This window comes from Streptomyces sp. NPDC047085, from assembly GCF_040643735.1.
In the GTDB taxonomy this organism is placed as follows: Bacteria; Actinomycetota; Actinomycetes; order Streptomycetales; family Streptomycetaceae; genus Streptomyces.
Map to the genome: position 1 here is coordinate 1,277,321 of NZ_JBEYUW010000001.1, position 22,952 is coordinate 1,300,272.

21 protein-coding genes are annotated in these 22,952 nt (G+C 71.9%); 11 read left to right on the forward strand and 10 right to left on the reverse strand.

Annotated features, from left to right (window positions below):
* Positions 1-6: 6 nt before the first annotated feature.
* From tyrS to ABZ865_RS05590, 3 genes are read right to left on the reverse strand one after another with little or no spacing between them, the layout of a single operon-like run.
* The gene (gene tyrS, locus ABZ865_RS05580; RefSeq protein WP_361224176.1) at positions 7-1,275 is read right to left on the reverse strand and encodes a tyrosine--tRNA ligase; all 1,269 of its coding nucleotides are present in this window, start codon (positions 1,273-1,275) and stop codon (positions 7-9) included.
* 56 nt (positions 1,276-1,331) lie between these two features.
* Entirely contained in the window at positions 1,332-2,726 is a 1,395-nt protein-coding gene (locus ABZ865_RS05585) for a metallopeptidase TldD-related protein (RefSeq protein ID WP_361224179.1), read from the reverse strand.
* On the reverse strand, positions 2,723-4,246 hold the full coding sequence (locus ABZ865_RS05590; protein WP_361224182.1) for a TldD/PmbA family protein: 1,524 nt from the start codon (positions 4,244-4,246) through the stop codon (positions 2,723-2,725). Before ABZ865_RS05590 ends, ABZ865_RS05585 begins: the two co-directional genes overlap by 4 nt.
* A 248-nt stretch (positions 4,247-4,494) precedes the next feature.
* Between ABZ865_RS05590 and fabG the strand changes: the two genes are divergently transcribed.
* The 3 genes from fabG (at position 4,495) to ABZ865_RS05605 (ending at position 6,513) form a co-directional block, all read left to right on the forward strand.
* Positions 4,495-5,199, forward strand: a complete 705-nt coding sequence (gene fabG / locus ABZ865_RS05595) for a 3-oxoacyl-[acyl-carrier-protein] reductase (protein WP_361224185.1) — start codon at positions 4,495-4,497, stop codon at positions 5,197-5,199.
* A 5-nt stretch (positions 5,200-5,204) separates the two neighbouring features.
* Positions 5,205-5,972 carry an enoyl-ACP reductase FabI gene (fabI, locus tag ABZ865_RS05600; protein WP_361224188.1) on the forward strand — a complete coding sequence of 256 codons (768 nt, stop codon included), beginning with the start codon at positions 5,205-5,207 and terminating at the stop codon, positions 5,970-5,972.
* 190 nt (positions 5,973-6,162) lie between these two features.
* Positions 6,163-6,513, forward strand: coding sequence for a hypothetical protein (locus tag ABZ865_RS05605; protein ID WP_361224191.1), 351 nt, complete (start codon positions 6,163-6,165; stop codon positions 6,511-6,513).
* Here ABZ865_RS05605 and ABZ865_RS05610 read toward each other — a convergent pair.
* Positions 6,491-7,183, reverse strand: a complete 693-nt coding sequence (locus ABZ865_RS05610) for a FadR/GntR family transcriptional regulator (protein ID WP_361224194.1) — start codon at positions 7,181-7,183, stop codon at positions 6,491-6,493. The two genes, ABZ865_RS05605 and ABZ865_RS05610, sit on opposite strands and share 23 nt — an antisense overlap.
* 70 nt (positions 7,184-7,253) lie before the next feature.
* Between ABZ865_RS05610 and ABZ865_RS05615 the strand changes: the two genes are divergently transcribed.
* From ABZ865_RS05615 to ABZ865_RS05625, 3 genes are all read left to right on the forward strand, one after another.
* Positions 7,254-8,777, forward strand: coding sequence for a CynX/NimT family MFS transporter (locus ABZ865_RS05615; protein ID WP_361224197.1), 1,524 nt, complete (start codon positions 7,254-7,256; stop codon positions 8,775-8,777).
* A 233-nt stretch (positions 8,778-9,010) separates the two neighbouring features.
* The gene (locus ABZ865_RS05620) at positions 9,011-9,217 is read left to right on the forward strand and encodes a hypothetical protein (RefSeq protein ID WP_361224200.1); all 207 of its coding nucleotides are present in this window, start codon (positions 9,011-9,013) and stop codon (positions 9,215-9,217) included.
* Between the two features lie 79 nt (positions 9,218-9,296).
* Complete coding sequence (locus ABZ865_RS05625; protein ID WP_361224203.1) at positions 9,297-9,815, forward strand: histidine phosphatase family protein; 519 nt, start codon at positions 9,297-9,299, stop codon at positions 9,813-9,815.
* Between the two features lie 78 nt (positions 9,816-9,893).
* Here the strand turns inward: ABZ865_RS05625 and serB are convergent, their stop codons facing one another.
* A complete protein-coding gene (serB, locus tag ABZ865_RS05630) occupies positions 9,894-11,102 on the reverse strand; it encodes a phosphoserine phosphatase SerB (RefSeq protein WP_361224206.1) in 1,209 nt (402 codons plus the stop codon).
* Between the two features lie 306 nt (positions 11,103-11,408).
* Entirely contained in the window at positions 11,409-13,247 is a 1,839-nt protein-coding gene (locus ABZ865_RS05635) for a streptophobe family protein (protein ID WP_361224209.1), read from the reverse strand.
* Between the two features lie 226 nt (positions 13,248-13,473).
* On the opposite strand from ABZ865_RS05635, the gene ABZ865_RS05640 reads away from it, so the two are divergent.
* Positions 13,474-16,041 (forward strand): FHA domain-containing protein, encoded by a 2,568-nt coding sequence (locus ABZ865_RS05640; RefSeq protein WP_361224211.1) that lies wholly within the window; start codon positions 13,474-13,476, stop codon positions 16,039-16,041.
* A 128-nt stretch (positions 16,042-16,169) separates the two neighbouring features.
* Here the strand turns inward: ABZ865_RS05640 and ABZ865_RS05645 are convergent, their stop codons facing one another.
* The 3 genes from ABZ865_RS05645 to ABZ865_RS05655 all read right to left on the reverse strand — a co-directional run bounded on the left by ABZ865_RS05645 (position 16,170) and on the right by ABZ865_RS05655 (position 19,061).
* Positions 16,170-16,952, reverse strand: coding sequence for a transglycosylase SLT domain-containing protein (locus ABZ865_RS05645; protein WP_361224214.1), 783 nt, complete (start codon positions 16,950-16,952; stop codon positions 16,170-16,172).
* Positions 16,953-17,247: 295 nt separating this feature from the next.
* Entirely contained in the window at positions 17,248-18,369 is a 1,122-nt protein-coding gene (locus ABZ865_RS05650) for an S-adenosylmethionine:tRNA ribosyltransferase-isomerase (protein ID WP_361224217.1), read from the reverse strand.
* Positions 18,366-19,061: an SDR family NAD(P)-dependent oxidoreductase gene (locus tag ABZ865_RS05655; RefSeq protein ID WP_361224220.1), complete on the reverse strand. Its 696-nt coding sequence runs from the start codon at positions 19,059-19,061 to the stop codon at positions 18,366-18,368. The genes ABZ865_RS05650 and ABZ865_RS05655 overlap by 4 nt, the downstream gene beginning before the upstream one ends.
* A 255-nt stretch (positions 19,062-19,316) precedes the next feature.
* Here ABZ865_RS05655 and ABZ865_RS05660 point away from each other — a divergent pair, with 255 nt between their 5' ends.
* The 4 genes from ABZ865_RS05660 to ABZ865_RS05675 all read left to right on the forward strand — a co-directional run bounded on the left by ABZ865_RS05660 (position 19,317) and on the right by ABZ865_RS05675 (position 21,982).
* On the forward strand, positions 19,317-20,495 hold the full coding sequence (locus ABZ865_RS05660) for a GAF domain-containing sensor histidine kinase (protein WP_361224223.1): 1,179 nt from the start codon (positions 19,317-19,319) through the stop codon (positions 20,493-20,495).
* Entirely contained in the window at positions 20,488-21,129 is a 642-nt protein-coding gene (locus ABZ865_RS05665) for a response regulator transcription factor (RefSeq protein WP_361224226.1), read from the forward strand. The genes ABZ865_RS05660 and ABZ865_RS05665 overlap by 8 nt, the downstream gene beginning before the upstream one ends.
* A gap of 182 nt (positions 21,130-21,311) precedes the next feature.
* The gene (locus ABZ865_RS05670; protein WP_100825458.1) at positions 21,312-21,557 is read left to right on the forward strand and encodes a chaplin; all 246 of its coding nucleotides are present in this window, start codon (positions 21,312-21,314) and stop codon (positions 21,555-21,557) included.
* Between the two features lie 185 nt (positions 21,558-21,742).
* The gene (locus tag ABZ865_RS05675; protein ID WP_361224230.1) at positions 21,743-21,982 is read left to right on the forward strand and encodes a chaplin; all 240 of its coding nucleotides are present in this window, start codon (positions 21,743-21,745) and stop codon (positions 21,980-21,982) included.
* A gap of 119 nt (positions 21,983-22,101) precedes the next feature.
* Here ABZ865_RS05675 and ABZ865_RS05680 read toward each other — a convergent pair whose 3' ends face one another.
* On the reverse strand, positions 22,102-22,890 hold the full coding sequence (locus tag ABZ865_RS05680) for a hypothetical protein (protein ID WP_361224233.1): 789 nt from the start codon (positions 22,888-22,890) through the stop codon (positions 22,102-22,104).
* Between the last annotated feature and the right edge of the window lie 62 nt (positions 22,891-22,952).

The window sequence follows — 22,952 nt, forward strand, 5'->3', positions numbered from 1 at the left end:
CCTGTCTCAGGCGCCCTTGACCTCGACAGCCGCCAGGTTCTTCTTGCCCCGCCGCAGCACCAGCCACCGGCCGTGAATCAGGTCCTCGGCCGAAGGCACCGCGTCCTCGGCGGCGACCTTGACGTTGTTCACGTAGGCCCCGCCCTCCTTCACGGTCCGCCGTGCGGCCGACTTGCTGGCGACCAGCCCGACCTCGGCGAACAGGTCGACCACCGGACCCAGCTCGGCGACCTGGATGTGCGGCACCTCGGACAGCGCCGCCGCCAGCGTCCGCTCGTCCAGCTCCGCCAGCTCGCCCTGGCCGAACAGCGCCTTGGACGCGGCGATCACGGCGGCCGTCTGCTCGGCCCCGTGCACCAGCGTCGTCAGCTCCTCGGCCAGCGCGCGCTGCGCGGCCCGCGCCTGCGGACGCTCCTCGGTCTGCTGCTCCAGCGCCTCCAGCTCCTCGCGGGACTTGAAGGACAGGATGCGCATGTACGTGGAGATGTCCCGGTCGTCCACATTCAGCCAGAACTGGTAGAACGCGTACGGCGTCGTCATCTCCGGGTCGAGCCAGACGGCGCCGCCCTCGGTCTTGCCGAACTTGGTGCCGTCCGCCTTCGTCATCAGCGGGGTGGCCAGCGCGTGCGCCTCGGCGTCCGGCTCCAGCCGGTGGATCAGGTCGAGGCCGGCCGTGAGGTTGCCCCACTGGTCGCTGCCGCCCTGCTGGAGCGTGCAGCCGTACCGCCGGTACAGCTGCAGGAAGTCCATGCCCTGCAGGATCTGGTAGCTGAACTCGGTGTAGCTGATGCCCTGGTCGGACTCGAGGCGGCGGGCCACGGAGTCCTTCGTCAGCATCTTGTTGACGCGGAAGTGCTTGCCGATGTCCCGCAGGAACTCGATCGCGGAGAGGCCCGCGGTCCAGTCGAGGTTGTTCACCATGACGGCCGCGTTCTCGCCCTCGAAGGACAGGAACGGCTCGATCTGGCTGCGCAGCTTGCCCACCCAGCCGGCCACCGTCTCCGGGTCGTTCAGCGTGCGCTCCGCCGTCGGGCGCGGGTCACCGATCAGGCCCGTGGCGCCGCCGACCAGCGCCAGCGGCCGGTGTCCGGCCTGCTGGAGCCGGCGCACGGTGAGCACCTGCACCAGGTGCCCCACGTGCAACGAGGGCGCCGTCGGGTCGAAGCCGCAATAGAACGTGACGGGACCGTCCGCGAGCGCCTTCCGCAAAGCGTCCTCATCGGTGGACAGGGCGAACAGCCCACGCCACTTCAGCTCGTCGACGATGTCCGTCACGGTTCTCGTGTCTCCTTGATGATCTTCGGGCGGTCGGGTGACAGCCGACTACGAGGTTATACGCCCTGACTGACAGAGCTCATATTGAAATCGGGGATCCGCAGCGCCGGCATCGCGGCCCGGGTGAACCAGTCGCTCCACTCGCGCGGCAGCGTCTTCTCCGTACGGCCCGCCTCCGTGGCCCGGCCCAGCAGGTCCACCGGCGACTCGTTGAACCGGAAGTTGTTCACCGCCCCGGTCACCTCGCCGTTCTCCACGAGGTAGACGCCGTCCCGGGTGAGGCCCGTGAGCAGCAGTGTCGCCGGGTCGACCTCGCGGATGTACCACAGGCAGGTCAGCAGCAGCCCGCGCTCGGTGTCCGCGACCATTTCCTCCAGGGACCGGTCCTGGCCGCCGTCCAGGATCAGGTTCCCGAGCGCCGGGGCGACCGGCAGCCCGGTCAGGGCCGCGCTGTGCCGGGTGGTGGTCAGGTGCTTCAGTTCGCCCTCGCTCACCCACTCGGTGGCGTGCGTCGGCAGCCCGTTGTCGAACACGGACAGGTCGCCGCCGGAGGAGTGGGCGACCACGAAGGGCGGGCACTCCAGCCCCGGCTCGTTCGGGTCGCTGCGCAGGGTCAGCGGCAGCTCGCTCAGCCGGTCGCCGACGCGGGTGCCGCCGCCCGGCTTGGAGAACACCGTCCGGCCCTCGGCCGCGTCCCGGCCCGAGGCCGACCACAGCTGGTAGATCAGCAGGTCTGCGACCGCGGGCGGCGGCAGCAGCGTCTCGTAGCGGCCGGCGGGCAGGTCCACGCGCCGCTCGGCCCAGCCGAGCCGTACGGCCAGTTCGGCGTCCAGCGCCCCCGGGTCGACGTCCTTGAAGTCCCGCGTGGACCGGCCGGCCCAGGCCGAGCGGGTGCGGTCCGGGGACTTGGCGTTGAGCTCCAGCGTGCCGGTGGGCTGGTCGTGCCTCAGGCGCAGCCCGGTGGACGTGCCCACGTACGTCGAGACCATCTCGTGGTTGGCGAAGCCGTACAGCTCCCGGCCGCCCGCACGCGCGCGTGCGAACGCCTCGCCGAGCGCCGGGGCGAAGTCCGCGAACACCGCGGAGGAGGTCTCGGCGGGTGCGTCCGCGAAGTCGGGGGACTCCGGGACCCCGCCGACCAGCGGCTGAGCGTCCTCGGCGGGCCCGGCGCCCCGCGCGGCCGCCTCGGCGGCCCGCACCAGCGGCTCCAGCTCCTCCGCCGTCACCGCCGACCGCGACACGACACCGGAGGCGGTGCCCTCCTGGCCGTCCACGGTCGCGATCACCGTGAGGGTACGACCGCGGGTCACGCCGTTCGTGGTGAGCGCGTTGCCCGCCCAGCGCAGGTTGGCGGTCGAGTGCTCGTCGGCGATGACGACACAGCCGTCGGCCCGGGACAGCGCGAGGGCCTGCTCGACGACCTCGTGCGGCTTGTTGGTACGGGCGCTCATCGACCGGCCTCCTGCGTGGTGTTGAGAATGTTGACGCCCTTGAAGAGAGCGGAGGGGCAGCCGTGAGACACGGCGGCGACCTGGCCCGGCTGGGCCTTGCCGCAGTTGAAGGCGCCGCCCAGGACGTAGGTCCCCGGACCGCCCACGGCCGCCATGGAGCCCCAGAAGTCGGTGGTCGTGGCCTGGTAGGCGACGTCCTTCAGCTGCCCGGTGATCCGGCCGTTCTCGATCTTGAAGAACCGCTGTCCCGTGAACTGGAAGTTGTACCGCTGCATGTCGATCGACCAGGACCGGTCGCCGACCACGTAGATGCCCCGGTCGACGCCCCCGATCAGGTCCTCGGTGGACAGTCCGGCGGGGTCCGGCTGCAGGGACACGTTGGCCATGCGCTGCACTGGCACATGTCCGGGGGAGTCGGCGTACGCGCACCCGTTGGACCGGTCGAATCCGGTCAGCTTCGCGATCCTGCGGTCCAGCTGGTAGCCGACGAGCGTGCCGTCCTTCACCAGGTCCCAGGACTGCGCCTCGACGCCCTCGTCGTCGTACCCGATGGTCGCGAGGCCGTGCTCGGCGGTGCGGTCACCGGTGACGTTCATCAGCTCGGAGCCGTACTTCAGCTTGCCCAGCTGGTCGAAGGTGGCGAAGGAGGTGCCGGCGTAGGCGGCCTCGTACCCGAGTGCCCGGTCCAGCTCCGTCGCGTGCCCGATGGACTCGTGGATGGTCAGCCACAGGTTGGACGGGTCGACCACCAGGTCGTACAGGCCCGCCTCCACGCTCGGCGCCCGCATCTTCTCGGCCAGCAGCTCCGGGATCTGCTCCAGCTCGGCGTCCCAGTCCCAGCCGGTCCCGGTCAGGTACTCCCAGCCCCGGCCGACCGGCGGCGCGATGGTCCGCATCGAGTCGAACTCGCCGCTGGACTCGTCCACCGACACGGCCGTCAGCTGCGGGTGCAGCCGTACGCGCTGCTGGGTCGTCACGGTCCCGGCCGTATCGGCGTAGAACTTGTTCTCGTGCACGGTGAGCAGCGAGGCGTCCACGTGGTTCACGCCCGTCGCCGCCAGCAGCCGCGAGCTCCAGTCCGTGAGCAGCGCGACCTTCTCCTCGTCGGGCACCGAGAACGGGTCGATCTCGTACGACGAGACCCACGTCCGCTCCGCGTGCACCGGCTCACCGGCCAGCTCCACCCGCTCGTCCGACCCGGCGGCCTTGATGATCTGTGCGGAGAGCTTCGCCATCGCCACCGCCTGCGAGGCGACCTTGGCGGCCGCGTCCAGGGTCAGGTCCACGCCGGACGCGAAGCCCCACGTACCGCCGTGCACGACCCGGACCGCGTACCCGAGGTCGGTGGTGTCGGACGAACCGGCGGGCTTGGCGTCCCGCAGCCGCCAGGACGCGCTGCGCACCCGCTCGAACCGGAAGTCCGCATGCTCGGCCCCCAGCGCACGCGCGCGCGCGAGCGCGGCGTCGGCGAGGGCCCTGAGCGGAAGCGCCGTGAAGGCTTCGTCGATGGTATGAGGCACGGAGGTCTCCCTGCTGTCGTCGCCTGTCGGGTCCGATCATGTCGCGGGAGCGGGCCCGCCGACCACAGGTTTCGGTCCGGCATGGCGCCTTTCTGTAGGGATCCGACAGGGACACACTCGAGCCACTGTCGGTGCCCGCTTGCCCACGGAAGCGGCGCTACCGATAGGTTTTCGATGAAGCCGCCTGTCATCGAGGTGTTCGGGCGGGTTGTCGGAACGCATCAGACCGCTAACGAAAGGGTGATCCGTTGAGCCGCTCGGTTCTCGTCACCGGAGGCAACCGGGGCATCGGCCTCGCCATCGCCCGCGCTTTCGCCGACGCAGGCGACAAGGTCGCGATCACATACCGTTCGGGTGAGCCGCCGGCCGGCTTCCTCGCCGTCAAGTGCGACATCACCGACCCTGAGCAGGTGGAGCAGGCCTACAAGGAGATCGAGGACCAGCACGGTCCGGTCGAGGTCCTGATCGCCAACGCCGGCGTGACCAAGGACCAGCTCCTGATGCGCATGTCCGAGGAGGACTTCACCTCGGTCATCGACACCAACCTCACCGGCACCTTCCGCGTCGTCAAGCGCGCCAACCGCGGCATGCTGCGCGCCAGGAAGGGCCGCGTCGTCCTGATCTCCTCCGTGGTCGGCCTGCTCGGCTCGGCGGGGCAGGCGAACTACGCCGCCTCCAAGGCCGCCCTGGTCGGCTTCGCGCGCTCCCTCGCCCGTGAGCTGGGCTCGCGCAACATCACCTTCAACGTCGTCGCGCCCGGCTTCGTCGACACCGACATGACCAAGGTGCTCAGCGACGAGCAGCGCGCCGGCATCGTGTCGCAGGTGCCGCTCGGCCGTTACGCGCAGCCGGAGGAGATCGCCGCGACGGTGCGGTTCCTCGCCTCGGACGACGCCTCGTACATCACTGGAGCCGTCATCCCCGTTGACGGCGGACTGGGAATGGGTCACTGATCACCATGAGCGGAATCCTCGAGGGCAAGCGCATCCTGATCACGGGTGTGCTGATGGAGTCCTCCATCGCCTTCCACGTCGCGAAGCTCGCCCAGGAGCAGGGCGCCGAGATCATCCTGACCGCGTTCCCGCGGCCCACGCTGACGGAGCGCATCGCCAAGAAGCTGCCGAAGCCGACCAAGGTCATCGAGCTCGACGTCACCAACGAGGAGCACCTGGCCCGCCTGGCCGACGTCGTCGGCGAGGAGCTGGGCGGCCTCGACGGCATCGTCCACTCCATCGGCTTCGCCCCGCAGGACGCGCTCGGCGGCAACTTCCTCAACACGCCGTTCGAGTCGGTCTCCACCGCCATGCACGTCTCGGCGTTCTCCCTGAAGGCGCTGACCATGGCCTGCCTGCCGCTGATGCAGAACGGCGGCTCGGTCGTCGGCCTCACCTTCGACGCGCAGTTCGCCTGGCCGCAGTACGACTGGATGGGCCCGGCCAAGGCCGCCCTGGAGGCCACCAACCGCTACATGGCGCGCGACCTGGGCAAGCAGAACATCCGCTGCAACCTCATCTCCGCGGGCCCGATCGGCTCCATGGCCGCCAAGTCCATCCCCGGCTTCGCCGAGCTGGCCTCCGTGTGGGACACCCGCTCCCCGCTGGAGTGGGACCTGAAGGACCCGGAGCCGGCCGGCCGCGGTGTGGTCGCCCTGCTGAGCGACTGGTTCCCGAAGACCACCGGCGAGATCGTCCACGTGGACGGCGGTCTGCACGCTATCGGCGCCTGACCACTGCCGCTGAGGCTCGCACGACGACTGAGGCCCGCCCCCGGAAGGGATGCGGGCCTCAGCGCGTACAGGGCGCGCGCAACTTCACCCGTTCGGCCCACCGGCCGGGCCGCCACCGTCCGGGCGGCGCACCCTGGATGCAGCGTTCACCTCGCGCATCCCTCCGCAGCCCGGCCCAGGAGGTCCCCTTGTGCGCCTGTCCCGCAGCCTGGCCCCGGTGACCGTGGCCGTCGCCCTCGTCCTGTCCCTGCCGTGCGACGCGTCGCCGCACGCGCGCGTGCGCGCCGGCAAGCCACCCGCGCCGAAGCTGTTCGGCGCCGCGTGCCGTACGTCCGTGAACGGCTCCCATGTGGTGGCCTACTGCCACAACCCCTACGTGGACACCGACCGGGTACGCCTGCACATCGAGTGCGCCCGCTGGTGGGACATCGACACCGACAGCGCCCCCGTGGACACCGGGCCCGCCATGACCGTACGGCTGACCGGCCGCTGCTGGAAGGAGGTCGGCTCGGTCTGGATCAGCCACCAGAAGGGGCACTGAGCCGGCCCGGACGGCACAGGAACGGATAGCTCGCGGCCTCCGTGGCCGCCGCCTGGGCGTCGCCCGCGCGGATCGCGTCCACCAGCCGGGTGTGGTCCATGTGCGTCTCCGGCGTCAGCTCGGCGCCCACGTCCGCGCGCAGCCAGTCCCGCAGCACCTCGCCCAGGTCGGCGTACATCGCCGTCATGACGTCGTTGTGGGAGGCGGACACCACGGCCAGGTGGAAGGTCGCGTCGGCCGTCACGAAGGCCTCCGCGTCCCCGGTCTCCCAGGCCTCCTCGCGCCGCGCCAGCAGCGCGTCCAGCTGCTTGAGGTCCTTCTCGGTGCGCCGCTCGGCGGCCAGCTTCGCCGCCGCCGACTCCAGCGTGGAGCGCAGCTCGGCGATGTGCCGGGGGTCGGCTCCGGAGAACCTGCGGTGCATCACACCGGCCAGCTCGCTCGTCGCCACCACATAGGTGCCGGAACCCTGGCGGATGTCCAGCAGGCCGTTGTGCGCGAGCGCCCGGACCGCCTCGCGGACCGTGTTGCGGGCGACGCCGAGCTGCTCCACCAGCTCCGGCTCGGTCGGGATCCGTGCGCCGACCGGCCACTCGCCCGAGGTGATCTGATTGCGCAACTCGGCGATGACCTGCTCGGACAGCGCAGAACGACGCGGGTGGCTCAGAGGCATGGCACACCTTCGCACGAGGGGGCCGGGCGGCGGCGCTCCGGGGATGGACAACCAATCATCCTATGATTCTATGATGGACGGCATGGCTAGTGAGGAAACCAGGACCGCGGACGCCCGGACGGAGAGGTCTTCCGTGTCGGTGCGGTCGGCCGAACCCGGTACGACCACCACGGCGGGCACCCGGCACACGCCCCCCACGCGCGCGTGGGCGACCCGGCTGGTCGTCGTCGGCATCGTGCTGACCGCGCTGAACCTCCGCCCGGCCATCACCAGCCTCGGCGCGCTCCTGGAGGAGGTCCGCGACGGACTCGGCATGAGCGGCAGCGTGGCCGGGCTGCTCACCTCCGTGCCCCCGCTCTGCTTCGCCGTCTTCGGCGTCACCGCACCCCGTCTGGCCCGCCGCTTCGGTCCCGCCGCCGTGGTGTGTGCCGGCATGGCCGCCATCACCGCCGGCCTGCTGATACGGCCCTACGTCGGCGGCACCGCCGGATTCCTGGCCGCCAGCGCCCTCGCCCTCATGGGCATCGCCGTCAGCAACGTGCTGATGCCGGTCATCGTCAAGCGCTGGTTCCCGGACCGCGTGGGCTCCATGACCGGCCTGTACTCGATGGCCCTCGCCCTCGGCACCTCCCTCGCCGCGGCCGTCACGGTGCCCATGACGGACGCCCTGGGCGGCAGTTGGCAGACAGGGCTCGCCGTGTGGGCGGGGCTCTCGGCCGCCGCCGTACTGCCCTGGCTGCCGCTCGTGCGCGACCGGGGCAGCGCACCCGGCCGGGAGCCCGCGCAGCCCGCACAGCCCGCGCGCACGGCGGAGGACCGGCAGGCCCCGCTGCGGATCACCCGGAGCCGCACCGCCTGGGCGCTCGCCGTCTTCTTCGGCCTCCAGGCCACCGCCGCCTACATCACGATGGGCTGGATGGCGCAGATCTTCCGCGACTCCGGCGTCCCGGCGAGCACCGCGGGCGTGCTGCTCGCCGTCACCATGGTGATGGGCGTGCCGCTGGCCTTCGTCATCCCGCGGCTCGCCACCCGGCTGCCGCACCAGGGGCCGATCGTGCTGGCCCTGGGCGCCTGCGGCCTCGCCGGATACGCCGGCCTGTACTTCGCGCCCGCCGCCGGCGCCTGGGTCTGGGCCGTGCTGCTCGGCGTCTCCAACTGCGCCTTCCCGCTGGCCCTGACGATGGTCGGCATGCGTGCCAGGACCGGTCCGGGCGTCGTCCAGCTGTCCGCGTTCGCGCAGAGCACCGGCTATCTGATCTCCATCCCCGGCCCGCTGCTGGTCGGTGTGCTCTACCAGCAGAGCGGCGGCTGGGGACTGCCGATCGCCCTCATGGCCGGCCTGATGCTGCCGCAGATGGCCGTCGGCTTCCTGGCGGGCCGCGACCGCACGGTCGAGGACGAGGCGGCCCGCTGGGCGGCCCATCGGGCCGGACCCGCACGAACCGTCCCGGACGAAGGGTGCGAGACTGGGCGCATGCAGCCTGTGCTCGACCCGAACCCGCAGAACGGCCAGAAGAAGATGCTGATCGTCTTCGGCTCGTTCCTCGCCATCTTCGTGATCATCGCCATCGTCGCGACGATCGCCTCGCCCTGACGCGGTTCGCCTCGCCCTGACGCCGTTCGCGTCGCCCCGATCCGGGCCGCCCGGCGTCGTGACGGTGGGGTTGTCCCCACCCGGGGTGGGGTTGTCCCCACCATCCCCTAGGGGGTCAGGGTCAGGGTCAAGTGGGTGGATCTCCGGATGGGTTGGCGGCCTCGCAGTCCGTACCTTCGAAGTGTGGTCGTGGCGGACGGCCACACCCCACTCGAGGACCCACGGAGGCGACCATGCCGGCCCGCGCGCACACCCGGCCCCACCCGGCGACCACGGGCGGCGTCGACATCCGGCTCCCCTGGTGGGCGCTCGCTCTGCCCGCGCTCGCCTTCATCTCCCTCCTCGTCCTGATACTGAACCCGTCGGATGCCCACGCGGCGAGCGGCGATCCGGCGGTCACACATCTCTTCGAGCGCCTGCAGCAGCTCCTCGCGCGCTGACCCGGATGCCACCTCTCACGGTGAATCCGCATGTCAACTCCCTGCGCCGGGTGGCATGTTTCATGCGAAGCTGGGTCCCATGAGCGCCGCAGAACCCCGCAAGATCGCCCTCTTCCGGCATGCGAAAGCCGACTGGCCCCAGGTGTCCGACCATGAACGCCCGCTCGCGGAGCGAGGCCGCATGGACGCCGCGGTCGCCGGCCGCAAGCTCGCCGACACCGGTATCACCTTCGACCTGGCCCTGTGCTCCACCGCCGTCCGGACCCGCGAGACCTGGAAGCTCGCCGTCCACGAACTCGCGCACCGGCCGAAGACCCACTACGAGGAGCGGGTGTACGAGGCCTCGCCCGGCGAGCTGATCGCCTTGCTCAACGAGACCCCGGACGACGTGCGGAACGTCATCCTCATCGGTCACAACCCGGGCCTGCACGGACTGGCCGAGATCCTGTCCGGCGCCTCCGAGGGCGACGCCCGCGAGCGGATGCACCGCCGCGGCTTCCCCGCCGCGAGCTTCGCACTGCTGTCCTTCGACGGCAGCTGGAAGGCCCTGGAACCGGAGACGGCCACACTGACGGAGTACTGGGCACCCTCCGAGTGAGCACGCACACGGCAGGAGGGCCCGGCACCGTAGCGGTGCCGGGCCCTCCGCGCAGGTGGCGCACCCGTCCGGGGCGGCTCAGCCCTCGTCGTGCGTGTCCGCCGCCTCGACCTCTTCGCGGGTGATGCCCAGCAGGTAGAGGACCGTGTCCAGGAAGGGGAAGTTCACCGCCGTGTGCGCCGCCTCGCGGACCATCGGCTTGGCGTTGAACGCGACACCGAGCCCGGCCGCGTTCAGCATGTCCAGGTCGTTGGCGCCGTCGCCGATCGCCACCGTCTGCGACAGCGGCACCCCGGCCTCCGCGGCGAACCGGCGCAGCAGCCGCGCCTTGCCCGCCCGGTCCACGATCTCCCCGGTGACCCGGCCGGTCAGCTTCCCGTCGACGATCTCCAGCGTGTTGGCCTGCGCGAAGTCCAGCCCCAGCCGCTCCTTCAGATCGTCCGTCACCTGGGTGAAACCACCGGAGACGACACCGACCTGGTAGCCGAGCCGCTTCAGGGTGCGGATCAGGGTGCGTGCGCCCGGCGTCAGCCGGACCTCGTCGCGCACCTTCTCCACCACCGACGCGTCCAGCCCCTTCAGCAGCGCCACGCGCGCGTGCAGCGACTGCTCGAAGTCCAGCTCCCCGCGCATCGCCGCCGCCGTCACCCCGGCGACCTCGTCCTCGCAGCCGGCGTGGGCCGCGAACAGCTCGATGACCTCGTCCTGGATGAGAGTGGAGTCCACGTCCATGACCACCAGCCGCTGGGCACGCCGGTGCAGACCGGCGGAAACCACGGCGACGTCGACACCCAGTGCCGCCGCGTCGGACACCAGGGCCGTGCGCAGCGGCTCGGTCTCCACACCGGAGATGGCGAACTCCACCGCGGTCACGGGGTATTTGGCGAGACGGAAAATACGGTCGATGTTGCCGCCGGTCTTCGTGATCCGGTCGGCGACGGCGGCCGTCGACTCGGCGGTCAGCGGGTGTCCGAGGACGGTCACCAGGGAGCGGCCATGACCACGCGGGCGGTTGTCGCCGTGACCCGAGATGATCTCCGCCTGCATCTTCATCGACTCGGCCCAGCTGTGCACCGTGGCCCTGAGGTCGCCCTCCAGGGCGGTCGGCGGCTGCGTGACCAGCACGCACAGCACCAGACGGCCCCGGGTGACGACCTGCTCGATGTCGACCACGTCGACCATGTAGGCGGCAAGGGTGTCGAAGAGGCCGGCCGTGATGCCCGGCCTGTCCTTGCCGAAGATCTTGACGAGGAGAGTGGGGACCTCGGAGGTCTGCGAAGCGCTCATGGTGTCACCACCGTATCCGGCACCCAGTGCCTTGCGCCCGGGAGGTCCGCCTGACGGACACGGAACAATGCGTGTCCGTCCGGTGTCGGGGATCTTGCCGCGCGGCGACGGCCGCATCGGCCGACACCTACCGTACGACCCGGCTTACCCCGACTGTGCCACGGCGACGGCCCTGACGTGCAGCCCCCCGCTTCCCGGGCCGCGGGAACACCCCCGCCCCCTGATGACCGCAGCGCCCTCATGGCCGGTACCGCAAGAGGCCCTACGGCCTGTGCCGCCGTCCCGCAGCTTGTGCCGCCGCGGGCCTCACCGCCTCGGCCGCCCTCCCGGCGGATGCGGTGGCAGTGGCGGGGGCGGCGGCGGTGGACCCTCGTCCGACGCGTTCGGCTTGCGCTCACGCGGGCGCTCGCCGGGGCGCCCCCGGGGCGACGGCGGCGGGGAGTCCAGGGGCCGGGCGATGGTCGGGGCGCCGTACACGTCGTCCCTGGCCGAGGGCGGCCGCGCGTCCTCCGGTTCCTGGTCCTCGCGCAGCTCGTCCGGCACCCGGAGATAGGGGTTCGTGTCGGGGTTCGGCGGCCGGTACGGCCTGCTCGGCACGTACGGCCCACCCCCATCGCCGCGCCCATCCCCACCACCGCGTGCACCTCCATGGCCCTGCCCGGAACGGCCGGCCTCGTCCCAGTACCCGGACGACTCGCCCGCGCCCTCCCGCGCCGCCGCCCCCACCGGCACCGCGCCCCGTCCCGGCCCCACCACCCGGGATCCCGCGGCCCCGGTCGCCCGGGCGAGCAGCGCGCCCGCCGCCCCGGCGGCCGCGCCCCACACGGCCCCCAGCAGCAGGGCCATGCCGAGGTGGCCGTGCAGCTCGATGCCCGCGCCGAAGGCGTCGAAGCCCAGCACGGACAGCGAGGCGTCCACCGAGACGTCCGTCAGCCAGGCGAGTAAGGGCAGCGCCAGTGCCGTCGCGACACCGAGCCGCAGGGCGCAGCGGCCGGCGAAGCCCAGGGCGCCGGCGGATCCGGTGACCGGTGTCCGTACCGCCGTGAGCACCCCGGCCAGCAGCATCGTCAGCGCCGCCGCCACCGCCAGCAGCCACACCCGCCCGTCCAGGTCGGCCAGCCGGGTCAGGGTGACCGGCCGGCCGGAGCCGGTGCCGAGGAACCGGTCGAGCGGGTCGGGCAGCAGGGCGCCGAGCGCGCCGGTGGCCTTGCCGTCCCAGGGGACGAACAGGCCGAGCGGGATGCCGAGCCACACCCCGTTCGGCGTGCCGAGCAGGGCCGCACCGGCGACCCGTCCGGGATGGTCGTCGCCGATCGCCGCGTACGCCGCCGCCGCGAGCCCGGCCGCGACGGTCACCAGGAAGACGGTGACCAGCGCCGAGACGGCCGGCCGCACCACCCGGTGCACGGCGTCCCAGCCGCGCGGCAGGGGGGTGCGGCGGGAGGCGAGCAGCGCGATCAGCAGGACTCCGGCGGACCAGCCGAGGCCGCCGAGGAGGGTGGACGCGGTGTCCACGGTGAAGCCGACCGCCGCCTTGGCGTCGATCAGATCGCCGATCCGGTCCGGCAGCAGCCCGCCGATGCCACCGATGTCCCCGAGGTCGCCGATGCCGGGGATCTTGAGGCCGCCACCGCCCTTGCCGCCCCCGCCGGGCAGCTTGTCCAGGCCGAGCGAGCCGCCGTCGATCGTGATGACGTCGTGCCCGGCCCACGCCAGTCCGCCCAGCATCGCCACGAACAGCACGACCACCGAGCCCGCGCGCGCGAGGAGTTCGGCGGGCGCGATCTCAACTCCGGCCGCGCGCAAGGACCGTAGGAAGAACCACGACAACAGCAGGGCGCCGACCAGGCTCACGCCCAGTGGCGTGATCTCGATGGCGGTGTGCGCCTCGGCACCCTTCAGCCCGAAGGCGGACACATCCCCCGAGGGCGAGACCGAACCACCCGCCCCGAGAGCCACAACAGCCGCTGTCATGGGGCCCAGTGAGCCCGCCGCGTCCGCCCCCAGCAGATGCAGACCGAGCGCGGCCGTGCCCGCCATCCCGATCAGCGCCCAACTGACGGCGGCGACCGCCGACAACAAAACGTCCCCCCACGGCAGCGATGTGCCGTGCCGTGTGCTCTCGACACCCGTGGCAGATCTCATGGCCGCCCCCCGATCCGCGCCGCGGCACCGGGCCGCTGTCGTCCCCCTCGCGGGGGATTACCACTCTCCGGCCCGGTTTCAACCCCGTCAACGGGGCGAGTTGAAGCGCGCGCGGGCGCTCCTCACAAGGCCCGACTTTCGGTCACGGGGCCGAGCCTGAAATAGTTCCCCACGATGTTCGACATCCCTAGACTCCCTGTGATGGGGGTAACTCGGGGGACAAATCATGGGGCATGGAGTGCCGGAACTCGTACTGGAATCAAACGGACGGACCTGGACGCTCGACCCGTCCAGGCCCTACACCCTCGGCCGCGATCCGCAGGGTGACATCGTCTTCGACGACGCCAGGGTTTCCTGGCGCCACGCCACGGTCAGCTTCAACGGCCGCAGTTGGGTCATCGAGGACCACGGCAGCACCAACGGCACCTTCGTGCAGGGCCAACGGATCCAGCAGGTGGAGCTCGGCCCCGGTTCGGCGGTGAACCTCGGCAACGCGACCGACGGTCCGCGCGTGAACCTCTCCGGTGCCGCGGCCGCGCAGCCCCAGCAGCAGGCGGCGCCGTACGCCGCGCAGGCCGCGGGCCCCGGTTGGGCACAGCAGGCGCCCCCGCAGGCGCCGCACCAGGCCGTCGCGCAGCAGGCCCCGGGGGCCGACTGGCAGCAGGCGCAGCAGCCGCCGGCGTTTCCGCAGCAGCAGGGCGGTCCGGGCGAGCAGTACGCGCAGAAGACGCCCGGTGGCGGCGCGGGGGCACCGCCGGTCTACGGCGACCGCAGCCCGACCACGTTCCACCAGTTCGCCATCGGCCGCGTGATGCGCATCGGTCGTGCCCTGGAGAACGAGCTGGTCGTCTCCGACCTGCAGGTCTCCCGGCACCACGCCGAGTTCCACTCGACGCCCGACGGCCGCTTCGAGATCCGCGACCTCGGTTCGCACAACGGCACGTACGTCAACGGTATGCCGATCGCCAAGGGCGGTACGGCGCTGCTCGGCCCGAACGACATCGTCGGCGTCGGCCACTCCACCTTCCGTATCGTCGGCGACCGCCTCGAGGAGTTCGTCGACACCGGTGAGGTCTCCTTCTCCGCGCGCCACCTGACCGTCACGGTCGACGGCGGCAAGCAGATCCTGAAGGACGTCTCCTTCGGCGTCCCGGAGAAGTCCCTGATCGCGGTCATCGGCCCGTCCGGTTCCGGCAAGTCCACCCTGCTGAAGGCGCTCACGGGCTACCGCCCCGCCAACCAGGGCGAGGTCCTCTACGACAACCGGAACCTGTACAAGCAGTTCGCCGAGCTGCGCCAGCGCATCGGTCTGGTCCCGCAGGACGACATCCTGCACAAGGAGCTGACCGTCAAGAAGGCCCTGAAGTACGCGGCCAAGCTGCGCTTCCCGGCCGACACCACGGCGCAGGAGCGCGACGCCCGCATCGAAGAGGTGCTGCGCGAGCTCAAGCTCGACATCCACAAGGACAAGAAGGTCACCTCCCTCTCCGGTGGCCAGCGCAAGCGCGTCTCGGTGGCCCTGGAGCTGCTCACCAAGCCGTCGCTGATCTTCCTGGACGAGCCCACCTCCGGCCTCGACCCGGGCATGGACCGTGACGTCATGCAGCTGCTGCGCGGGCTCGCCGACGACGGCCGTACGGTCCTGGTGGTCACCCACTCCGTGGCCGAGCTGGCGCTGTGCGACAAGCTGCTGGTGATGGCGCCGGGCGGTGCCGTCGCCTACTTCGGGCCGCCGGAGGAGGCCCTGAACTTCTTCGGCTACGACACCTGGGCCGATGTCTTCTCCGCCTTCGAGAACTACCGCGACTACGACTGGGCGGGCCGCTGGAAGGGCTCGCAGCACTACCAGATGTACGCCGCCGACATCGACGCGGTCGCCCCGCAGTCCGTACACATGCCTCCGCCCCAGGCCATCCGGCCGCCCAAGCCGCAGAGCTGGGGCTCGCAGCTGATGACCCTCATCCGGCGGTACGTGGCGGTCATCGGCTCCGACAAGGGCTTCCTGGCGCTGACGGTGATCCTGCCCGCGGTCCTCGGCGCGGTCAGCCTCCTGATCGACCACAACCGGGGCCTGCTGGTCAACGAGGCGATCAACAAGGCCACCGGCCAGCACGTCCCGAACGGCACGGCCACCACCGTGCTGCTGATCCTCGCGGTCGGAGCGTGCTTCGCGGGCGCCGCGAACTCGGTCCGTGAGCTGATCAAGGAACGGGTCATCTACGAGCGGGAGCGCGCGACCGGTCTGTCCCGGTCGGCCTACCTGATGTCGAAGGTGGTCGTCCTCGGCACGGTCACCGTGCTCCAGGGCCTGATGGTCGGCCTGATCGGCTTCTCCAGCCGTGAGATCCCCGACGAGGGGGTCGTCCTCGGCGGCTCGACGCTGTTCGAGCTGTGCCTGCCGGTCATGGCGCTCGGCTTCACCTCGATGATGTTCGGCCTGGTGATCTCCTCGCTGGTGAAGACCGCCGAGAAGACCATGCCGCTGCTGGTGATGTTCGCGATCATCCAGGTCGTGTTCACCGGCTGCCTCTTCACCCTGCACGGCACGCTCGGTGTGAACGAGTTCTCGTACCTGATGCCGTCGCGCTGGGCGGTGGCCGCCGCGGGAGCCACGCTGGACTTCAACAACATCGCGCCGAACACCGACGACCCGGGCAGCACGGACCCGCTGTGGGACCACACGGCCTCGGCCTGGGGCCTGAACATGGTCGCGCTGATCGCCCTCGGCGTGGTCTGCGGCTTCTTCGTCGCCCGCTTCCTGCGCCGGCACGAGCCGGAGGTCATGCGGAAGTAACCGCGTCCGTACGCACGGGGTCGTACGCGCGCCGCATCGAGCAGGCCGGGCGCGCAGGTCGTACGACGAAGGGCGGCACCCCTCATGGGGTGCCGCCCTTCCGCGTCTGGGAGAGGTCCGCGCAGGCCTCAGTAGGCGCTGTTGACGTTGTCGATGGAGCCGTACCGGTCGGCCGCGTAGTTGGCGGCGGCGGTGATGTTGGCGACCGGGTCGTAGATGTTCCACGACGTGCCGGGGACGTGGTAGGCCTTGAAGGTCGGCGGGATGACCTGCAGCAGACCCTTCGACGGGATGCCGTTGATCGCGTTGATGTCCCAGTCGTTGATGGCCATCGGGTTGCCCGAGGACTCACGCATGATGTTCTTGTGCAGGCCGTGGTAGGAGCCCGGGATGCCCTTGGCCTTCATGATGTCCAGGGCCTGGCGGATCCAGCCGTCGAGGTTGTTCGCGTAGGTCTTCGCGGCGACCAGCTGCACCTGGGGGCGCTGCGCGGAACGGCTCGCGGCCTCCTTGGCGGCGCGGTCCTGGGCGGCCTTCTTGACGGCGGCCTGGACGGCGGCCTTCTTGGCCGCGGCCTGCTTGGCGGCGGCGGCCTGGTCGGCGGCCTGCTTGGCCGCGGCCTGCTTGGCGGCGTCGACCTGGGCCTTGTTCTTCGCCGCGATGGCGTCGAGCTTGACGGTCTGGCCGGCGAGCTGGTCGGTGACCGTGCCCTTGATCTCCTTGACCGTGGCGCTGTCGTACGCAGCGGGGGCCGCGGCGGCCGGGGCACCGGTCGTGACGGTCTCGGCGTTGCTGGGGACGGCCGTGAGGGCGACGGCGGCGGCGCCGAGGGCGCACACACCGGCGATCGCGACCTTGTGCTGCTTGGTCAGCGCACGGCTATAGCGACGGTTGAGGATCTTCTTGGGCATGGCTGATGGACCTCTTCGATAGCGCGGAGGTCGCTCCTGCGTCCGCCGGGGGAATCTCGCCTCCCGCACGAACGCCGCGGGGGGACCCACGGCGCTGAGCGACGGATGCAATTCTTAGCGGCCGCAAAATGCCCTGGCAAAGGTGTGACGTACGATCCCCGATAGTGGATCAGGGAAGGGCAAAACGGGACAGAGTGGACCATCTGTCCCGTTCACCCCGGATGCTTTATCTCCTATGTCCGTTCGTACGTGATGTGCGCCCTATGTGCGGGCTCACAGGCAAATGGGGACGTTCTCACCAGGAGTTGCCGTTGCAACGCTCTGCGTGAGGCCTCTCCTCCGGCAGGAGGAGGTGGACGTCCCCGAACTCGTGCCACAGGTAGAGCCCGCGCAGCGCCTCCTCGTAGCCGCGCCCGACCGCGGCCCGCCCCGCCACCGCCTCCAGCATCAGCAGATGCGAGGCCTCCGGCTCGTGCAGCCCGGTCAGCAGCCCGTCGACCACCCGCACCCCGCGCTCGGCCGTCACCACCAGATCCGTCCACCCCGCGGCCGCCCGCACCACCCCGTCCGGCCCGGCGGCCGACTCCACGGCCCGCACCGCCGTAGTCCCCACCGCGATCACCCGGCCGTCCCCGGCCTTCACCGCGTTGATCAACCGGGCCGACGGCTCCGGCACCGCGAACCGCTCCGGATACGGCGGCTCATGCGCCTCCGCCGACGCCACCCCCGTGTGCAGGGTGATCGGCGCGAACCCCACTCCCCGGCTCACCAGCTCCGCCACCAGCCGCGCGGTGAAGGGCCGCGCCGCACTCGGCATCTCCGCGCTGCCCTGCCCGTCCGGCGAGGGCAGCGCGAACACCGTCTGGTACGCCGACAGGGGCTGATCCCGCTCCGTATAGGAGTAGCGAATGGGCCGCCCGTGCTCCCGCAGCAGCCCGAGGACGTCCGTACCCGACACCCGTGCCCACCACAGCCGCTCACCGCGCCCGCTCAGCGGCTCCTCCAGGACCGCCCGCGCCCCACCGGGCAACGACACCTCTGTACCCGCGGGCCCGGCCGCACGCGCGCGCGTAGTACCCCGTCCGTCCGGATCCCGCAGCTCGACCGCCCAGCGCCCGTCGTCGCCGCGCGTGGAGAAGTGCACCACCACGCGCGCGTGCCCGATCCGCCCGTCCACCGCGGCGGCCAGCGTGGGCGAGGTGTTCACCACCAGCAGGTCCCCGGCCCGCAGCAGCCGCGGCAGCTCCGCGAACGCGTGGTGCGACACCTCGGTGCCGCGCGACACCAGCAGGCGTACGGCATCCCGGTCCAGGCCCGGACCCCGCTGCTCGGCCGGCACCCGCGCGGACAGCTCCTCAGGCACCTTCACCGCCACGGCCGACGGGGCCCCGGAAGCGACCGGATCGCACCCGGTCATCGCCCCTCCACCAGCGACGGAGCCGCATACCGCCCGCCGGCCGGCCGCTCGTCCAGCAGCCGCAGGAACGCCGGTACGACACCGGCGGGCTCCGGACGCGGATCATCGTCGTCCGGTACGGCGGCCGCGTACAGGTCCGTCGCCATGTCCCCGGGGTCCACCGCCCACACCCGCAGCCCCGGCTCCTCGGCGCCGAGCACCGCGGCCAGCTGGTCCAGGGCCGCCTTCGAGGCGCCGTAGCCGCCCCACGTCTCGTACGCCTCCGCCGCCGCGTCCGAGCTGACCGCGATCACCGCGCCCGCCGGCGACTCCCGCAGCAGCGGCAGCGCCTCCTGGACCAGGCCCAGCGCCGCCACCACGTTCACCTCCAGCGCCCGCCGCAGCCCCTCCAGGGGCAGCTCCGCGAGCCGCACCAGCGGCTCCGCGCCCAGCGCGCTCGCGTTGCTCACCACCAGGTCGACCCCGCCGAGCTGCCGCGCGGCGGTCACCAGCCCGGCCCGGTGCCCCGCGTCCGTCACATCACCGGGCAGCGCCGTGACCCGCGTGCTGTGCCCGGCGACCGCCTCCGCGGCCTCCTCGAGAGGCCCCGCGCCCCGGGCGTCGAGCACCAGATCCCAGCCCCGCGCGGCCAGCGCCTCGGCGAGCGCCCGCCCCAGACCCTTGGAGGCCCCCGTGATGATCGCTACCGGCATGACATCCGTCCCCTCGTCACCTGCCGCCCCGGCGGGCGGTGACCACAACGTAGGAACGGCGGCCCCCGCGCCGCCTCGGACGCGAGCCGCAGAACGGCGGGGCCCTTCGGCGTACGCCACCCGTCCCGGTCCCGCGGACCTAGCCCGCCCGCCGGGGGCCGCCGGGCCTACCCCGCCCGACCTAGGTCCACCGGCCCGGCGCGGGCCGCCACAGGTCCGATCCGCGCTGTCACACCCCGCCGGTACGGTGAGGACATGAGTCACGGCCCCCGGTCCGGCCTCGCCGCGGTGAGTTCCGCGCTGCTGGCCATGAGCAGGCAACTCGAGGTGCGCGACGTCCTCAAGACGATCGTCGCCTCGGCCCGCGAGCTGCTCGACGCCCAGTACGCCGCCCTCGGCGTCCCCGACGACCACGGCGGCTTCGCCCAGTTCGTCGTCGACGGCGTCAGCGACGCCCAGTGGAAGGCCATCGGCCCACTGCCCCGCCAGCACGGCATCCTCGCCGCGATGCTGCACGAGGCCCGGCCCGAGCGCCTCGGCGACGTGCGCAAGGACCCCCGCTTCGAGGGCTGGCCGGCCGCCCACCCCGAGATGTCCGACTTCCTGGGCCTGCCGATCAGGGACGGTGACGAGGTCATCGGTGCCCTGTTCCTCGCCAACAAGCTGCGTCCTGTGGGGGGAAACCCCCCACACCCCCCGTGTCCTAAGCCGGAAGGCAGTTGCGGCTTCACCGAGGAGGACGAGGAACTGCTCTCCATCCTCGCCCAGCACGCCGCCATCGCCCTCACCAACGCCCGCCTCTATGAACGCAGCCGCGAGCTGACCATCGCCGAGGAACGCTCCCGCCTCGCCCACGAACTGCACGACGCGGTCAGCCAGAAGCTCTTCTCCCTGCGCCTGACCGCCCAGGCCGCCGCCGCGCTCGTCGACCGCGACCCCGCCCGCGCCAAGGGCGAACTGCACCAGGTGGCCGCGCTCGCCGCCGAGGCCGTCGACGAACTGCGCGCCGCCGTCGTGGAGCTGCGCCCCGCCGCCCTCGACGAGGACGGCCTGATCACCACCCTGCGCACCCAGACCCAGGTCCTCGACCGCGCCCACGACGCGCGCGTGACGTTCGCCAGCTCCGGCTTCCGCGCCCTGCCCGCGGCCCAGGAGGAGGCCCTGCTGCGGGTCGCCCAGGAAGCCCTGCACAACGCCCTGCGCCACTCCGGCGCCGAGCACGTCGACGTGACCGTCGACCGGCGCGGCGGCGGAGCGGTTCTGCGCGTCACCGACGACGGCAGCGGCTTCGACCCCCACGCGGTCCGCCGTGCCGGACGCCACCTCGGCCTGGTCTCGATGCGGGACCGGGCGAGCGGGGTCGGCGGCACGCTGACCGTGGAATCGGCGCCCGGCAAGGGCACCACGATCGAGATGGAGGTCCCCGGTGGCTGACGCAATCAAGGTGCTGCTCGTCGACGACCATCAGGTCGTCCGCCGGGGCCTGTGCACCTTCCTGGAGGTGCAGGACGACATCGAGGTCGTCGGCGAGGCCGCGGACGGTGCCGAAGGGGTCGACCGCGCCGAGGAACTGCGGCCCGACGTCGTCCTCATGGACGTCAGGATGCCGGGCATGGACGGCATCGACGCCCTGCGCAAGCTCCGCGAACTCGGCAACCCCGCGCGCGTGCTGATCGTCACCAGCTTCACCGAGCAGCGCACGGTCGTCCCGGCCCTGCGCGCGGGCGCCGCCGGGTACGTCTACAAGGACGTGGACCCCGACGCGCTGGCCGCCGCCATCCGCTCCGTGCACGCCGGGCACATCCTGCTGCAGCCCGAGGTGGCCGGCGCCCTGCTCTCCCAGGAGGAGGCCAACTCGGGCCAGGGGAGGGGAGGTTCGCTCACCGACCGCGAGCGCGAGGTGCTCGGCCTGATAGCCGACGGCCGCTCCAACCGGGAAATCGCCCGCGCGCTCGTACTGTCCGAGAAGACCGTCAAGACGCACGTCTCCAACATCCTGATGAAACTGGACCTCGCCGACCGCACCCAGGCCGCGCTGTGGGCCGTACGCCACGGCGTGACCAGCTGAAACGCCTTACCGAATCCCTTCCTCCACGCCTCACCGACGGCAACTCGGAACGTTCCGCTCCGGACTGAGATTCATACCGTCGTGGGAATGTCACCCGGATGGCGCATCCCGCGGCGATCTCCGCCGTTCTTCAGTGCGTGCCGCGGCGATCGCCGCGGTGACCACCAAGGAGGGGTTGGACAGTGAAGAACCTGAAGAAGGCAGCGGCCGTGACGATGGTGGCCGGTGGCCTGGTGGCCGCCGGCGCGGGGATGGCCTCCGCCACCAACGGCTCCTGGGCCGGCGGTGAGGCCAAGCACTCGCCCGGTGTCGTCTCGGGCAACGTCATCCAGGCCCCGGTGCACGTCCCGGTGAACGCGGTCGGCAACAGCGTGAGCGTCATCGGCGTGCTCAACCCGGCGTTCGGCAACCTCGGCCTCAACCACTGAGCCTCGGCCGGCCACGATCTCAGGCCTCCCGGATCCACCGGGAGGCCTGTCGGCTTGTCATCCCACTGGCCTGAACGGGCGCTCGGCCCTGGGCCCCCGCACCCCTCGGATCAATCCGGCGTTGATCAGCACACGACCCATCCCCCCCCCGGGTCGAACACGCACACGCAGGAGGAATCCGTCCCATGAACATCGTCAGGAAGGTCGCCTTCGCGGTGACCGTCGCGGGTATCGCAGCGGGCGCATGCGCCGGCGTCGCCGTCGCCGACACGGGCGCCATCGGCGGGGCCGCGTACTCCCCGGGTGTCATCTCGGGCAACGTCGTCCAGGTCCCGGTGCACGTACCGGTGAACGCGGTCGGCAACAGCGTGAACGTCATCGGCGCCCTGAACCCGGCGCTCGGCAACGCCGGCGCCAACGGCTGAGGCCGCTGAGAGCGAGGCCCGTCCAGGGCCGCAGCGGGGGCCTGGGGGCAGGCAGCCCCCAGGCCCCCCGGCATGCCCCAGGCACACCCCCGGCAACACCGGGACCGAGGTGCCGACGCTCAGCGCGCCCCCCGCTCCCGCTCCTCCACGATCGAGTTGTACGCCGCCACCTGCGCCCGCCGAGCCGTCCGCTCGACCGGCCGCAGCGCCTCGGACCGCGCTGCGATCTCGGCGGAGGTGACCGCACCGCCGTGCCCGTTGCCGTGCGCCAGGGACACCAGCAGCCCGACCCGCTGCGCCAGCTCCAGCACCCGCACCGCACGCGGCGGATACCCCGGCGCCAGCACCTCCCGCCCCCGCTCGGCCCGCGCCCGGTACGCGTCGATCGCCGCCTCCGCCACCGGACCCGACCCGGCGACGTCCAGCTTCGCCAGCACCTCGGTCGCATCCCGCAGGGCCTCCGCCAGCTCCCGCTCCGCCTCGCCCAGCGAGGGAACGTCGGCGGGCGGCGCCTCCCGCACCGGCAGCACGTGCCAGACCACCTCGGCATGCACATCACCGGCGGGCCCGGCCTCGTACACCTCCGGCACCAGACCGAACGCGGCACCGAAGCAGACCACCGCCTCCTCGGCCTCCAGCGCCCGCGCGTTGAACTCCGGCGGACCGCTCAGCCCCAGCGGATGCCCCGGCGCGGGAAGCGCCACCCGCAGACCGGTCACCCCCAGCGCCCGCAGCCGCCCCAGCGCGAGCGTGAGTCCGACCGGCGCCGATTCACCCGGCAGCCCCTCCACCCGGTGCACCGTGTCCTCGCCCACGATGGCGAGCGCGGCGTCGTCCGGCGAGACAAGTCCGGCCAAAAGGGCATTTCCCCAAGCGGCGAGGCGTCCTGAACGCGGTTCCGAGAGCATGCCCCCACCCTAAGGACCGGACCGAGGGAATGGAGCGGCGCACGCGTGGCGTAGATTTCATG

What these genes read in the sequence shown, in the direction of transcription:
- ABZ865_RS05585 (WP_361224179.1), bottom strand. Translation starts at nt 2,726, where the DNA reads ATGAGCGCCCGTACCAACAAGCCGCACGAGGTCGTCGAGCAGGCCCTC.
- fabI (WP_361224188.1), top strand. Translation starts at nt 5,205, where the DNA reads ATGAGCGGAATCCTCGAGGGCAAGCGCATCCTGATCACGGGTGTGCTG.
- ABZ865_RS05610 (WP_361224194.1), bottom strand. Translation starts at nt 7,183, where the DNA reads ATGCCTCTGAGCCACCCGCGTCGTTCTGCGCTGTCCGAGCAGGTCATC.
- ABZ865_RS05615 (WP_361224197.1), top strand. Translation starts at nt 7,254, where the DNA reads ATGATGGACGGCATGGCTAGTGAGGAAACCAGGACCGCGGACGCCCGG.
- ABZ865_RS05620 (WP_361224200.1), top strand. Translation starts at nt 9,011, where the DNA reads ATGCCGGCCCGCGCGCACACCCGGCCCCACCCGGCGACCACGGGCGGC.
- ABZ865_RS05625 (WP_361224203.1), top strand. Translation starts at nt 9,297, where the DNA reads ATGAGCGCCGCAGAACCCCGCAAGATCGCCCTCTTCCGGCATGCGAAA.
- serB (WP_361224206.1), bottom strand. Translation starts at nt 11,102, where the DNA reads ATGAGCGCTTCGCAGACCTCCGAGGTCCCCACTCTCCTCGTCAAGATC.
- ABZ865_RS05635 (WP_361224209.1), bottom strand. Translation starts at nt 13,247, where the DNA reads ATGAGATCTGCCACGGGTGTCGAGAGCACACGGCACGGCACATCGCTG.
- ABZ865_RS05640 (WP_361224211.1), top strand. Translation starts at nt 13,474, where the DNA reads ATGGGGCATGGAGTGCCGGAACTCGTACTGGAATCAAACGGACGGACC.
- ABZ865_RS05645 (WP_361224214.1), bottom strand. Translation starts at nt 16,952, where the DNA reads ATGCCCAAGAAGATCCTCAACCGTCGCTATAGCCGTGCGCTGACCAAG.
- ABZ865_RS05650 (WP_361224217.1), bottom strand. Translation starts at nt 18,369, where the DNA reads ATGACCGGGTGCGATCCGGTCGCTTCCGGGGCCCCGTCGGCCGTGGCG.
- ABZ865_RS05655 (WP_361224220.1), bottom strand. Translation starts at nt 19,061, where the DNA reads ATGCCGGTAGCGATCATCACGGGGGCCTCCAAGGGTCTGGGGCGGGCG.
- ABZ865_RS05660 (WP_361224223.1), top strand. Translation starts at nt 19,317, where the DNA reads ATGAGTCACGGCCCCCGGTCCGGCCTCGCCGCGGTGAGTTCCGCGCTG.
- ABZ865_RS05675 (WP_361224230.1), top strand. Translation starts at nt 21,743, where the DNA reads ATGAACATCGTCAGGAAGGTCGCCTTCGCGGTGACCGTCGCGGGTATC.
- ABZ865_RS05680 (WP_361224233.1), bottom strand. Translation starts at nt 22,890, where the DNA reads ATGCTCTCGGAACCGCGTTCAGGACGCCTCGCCGCTTGGGGAAATGCC.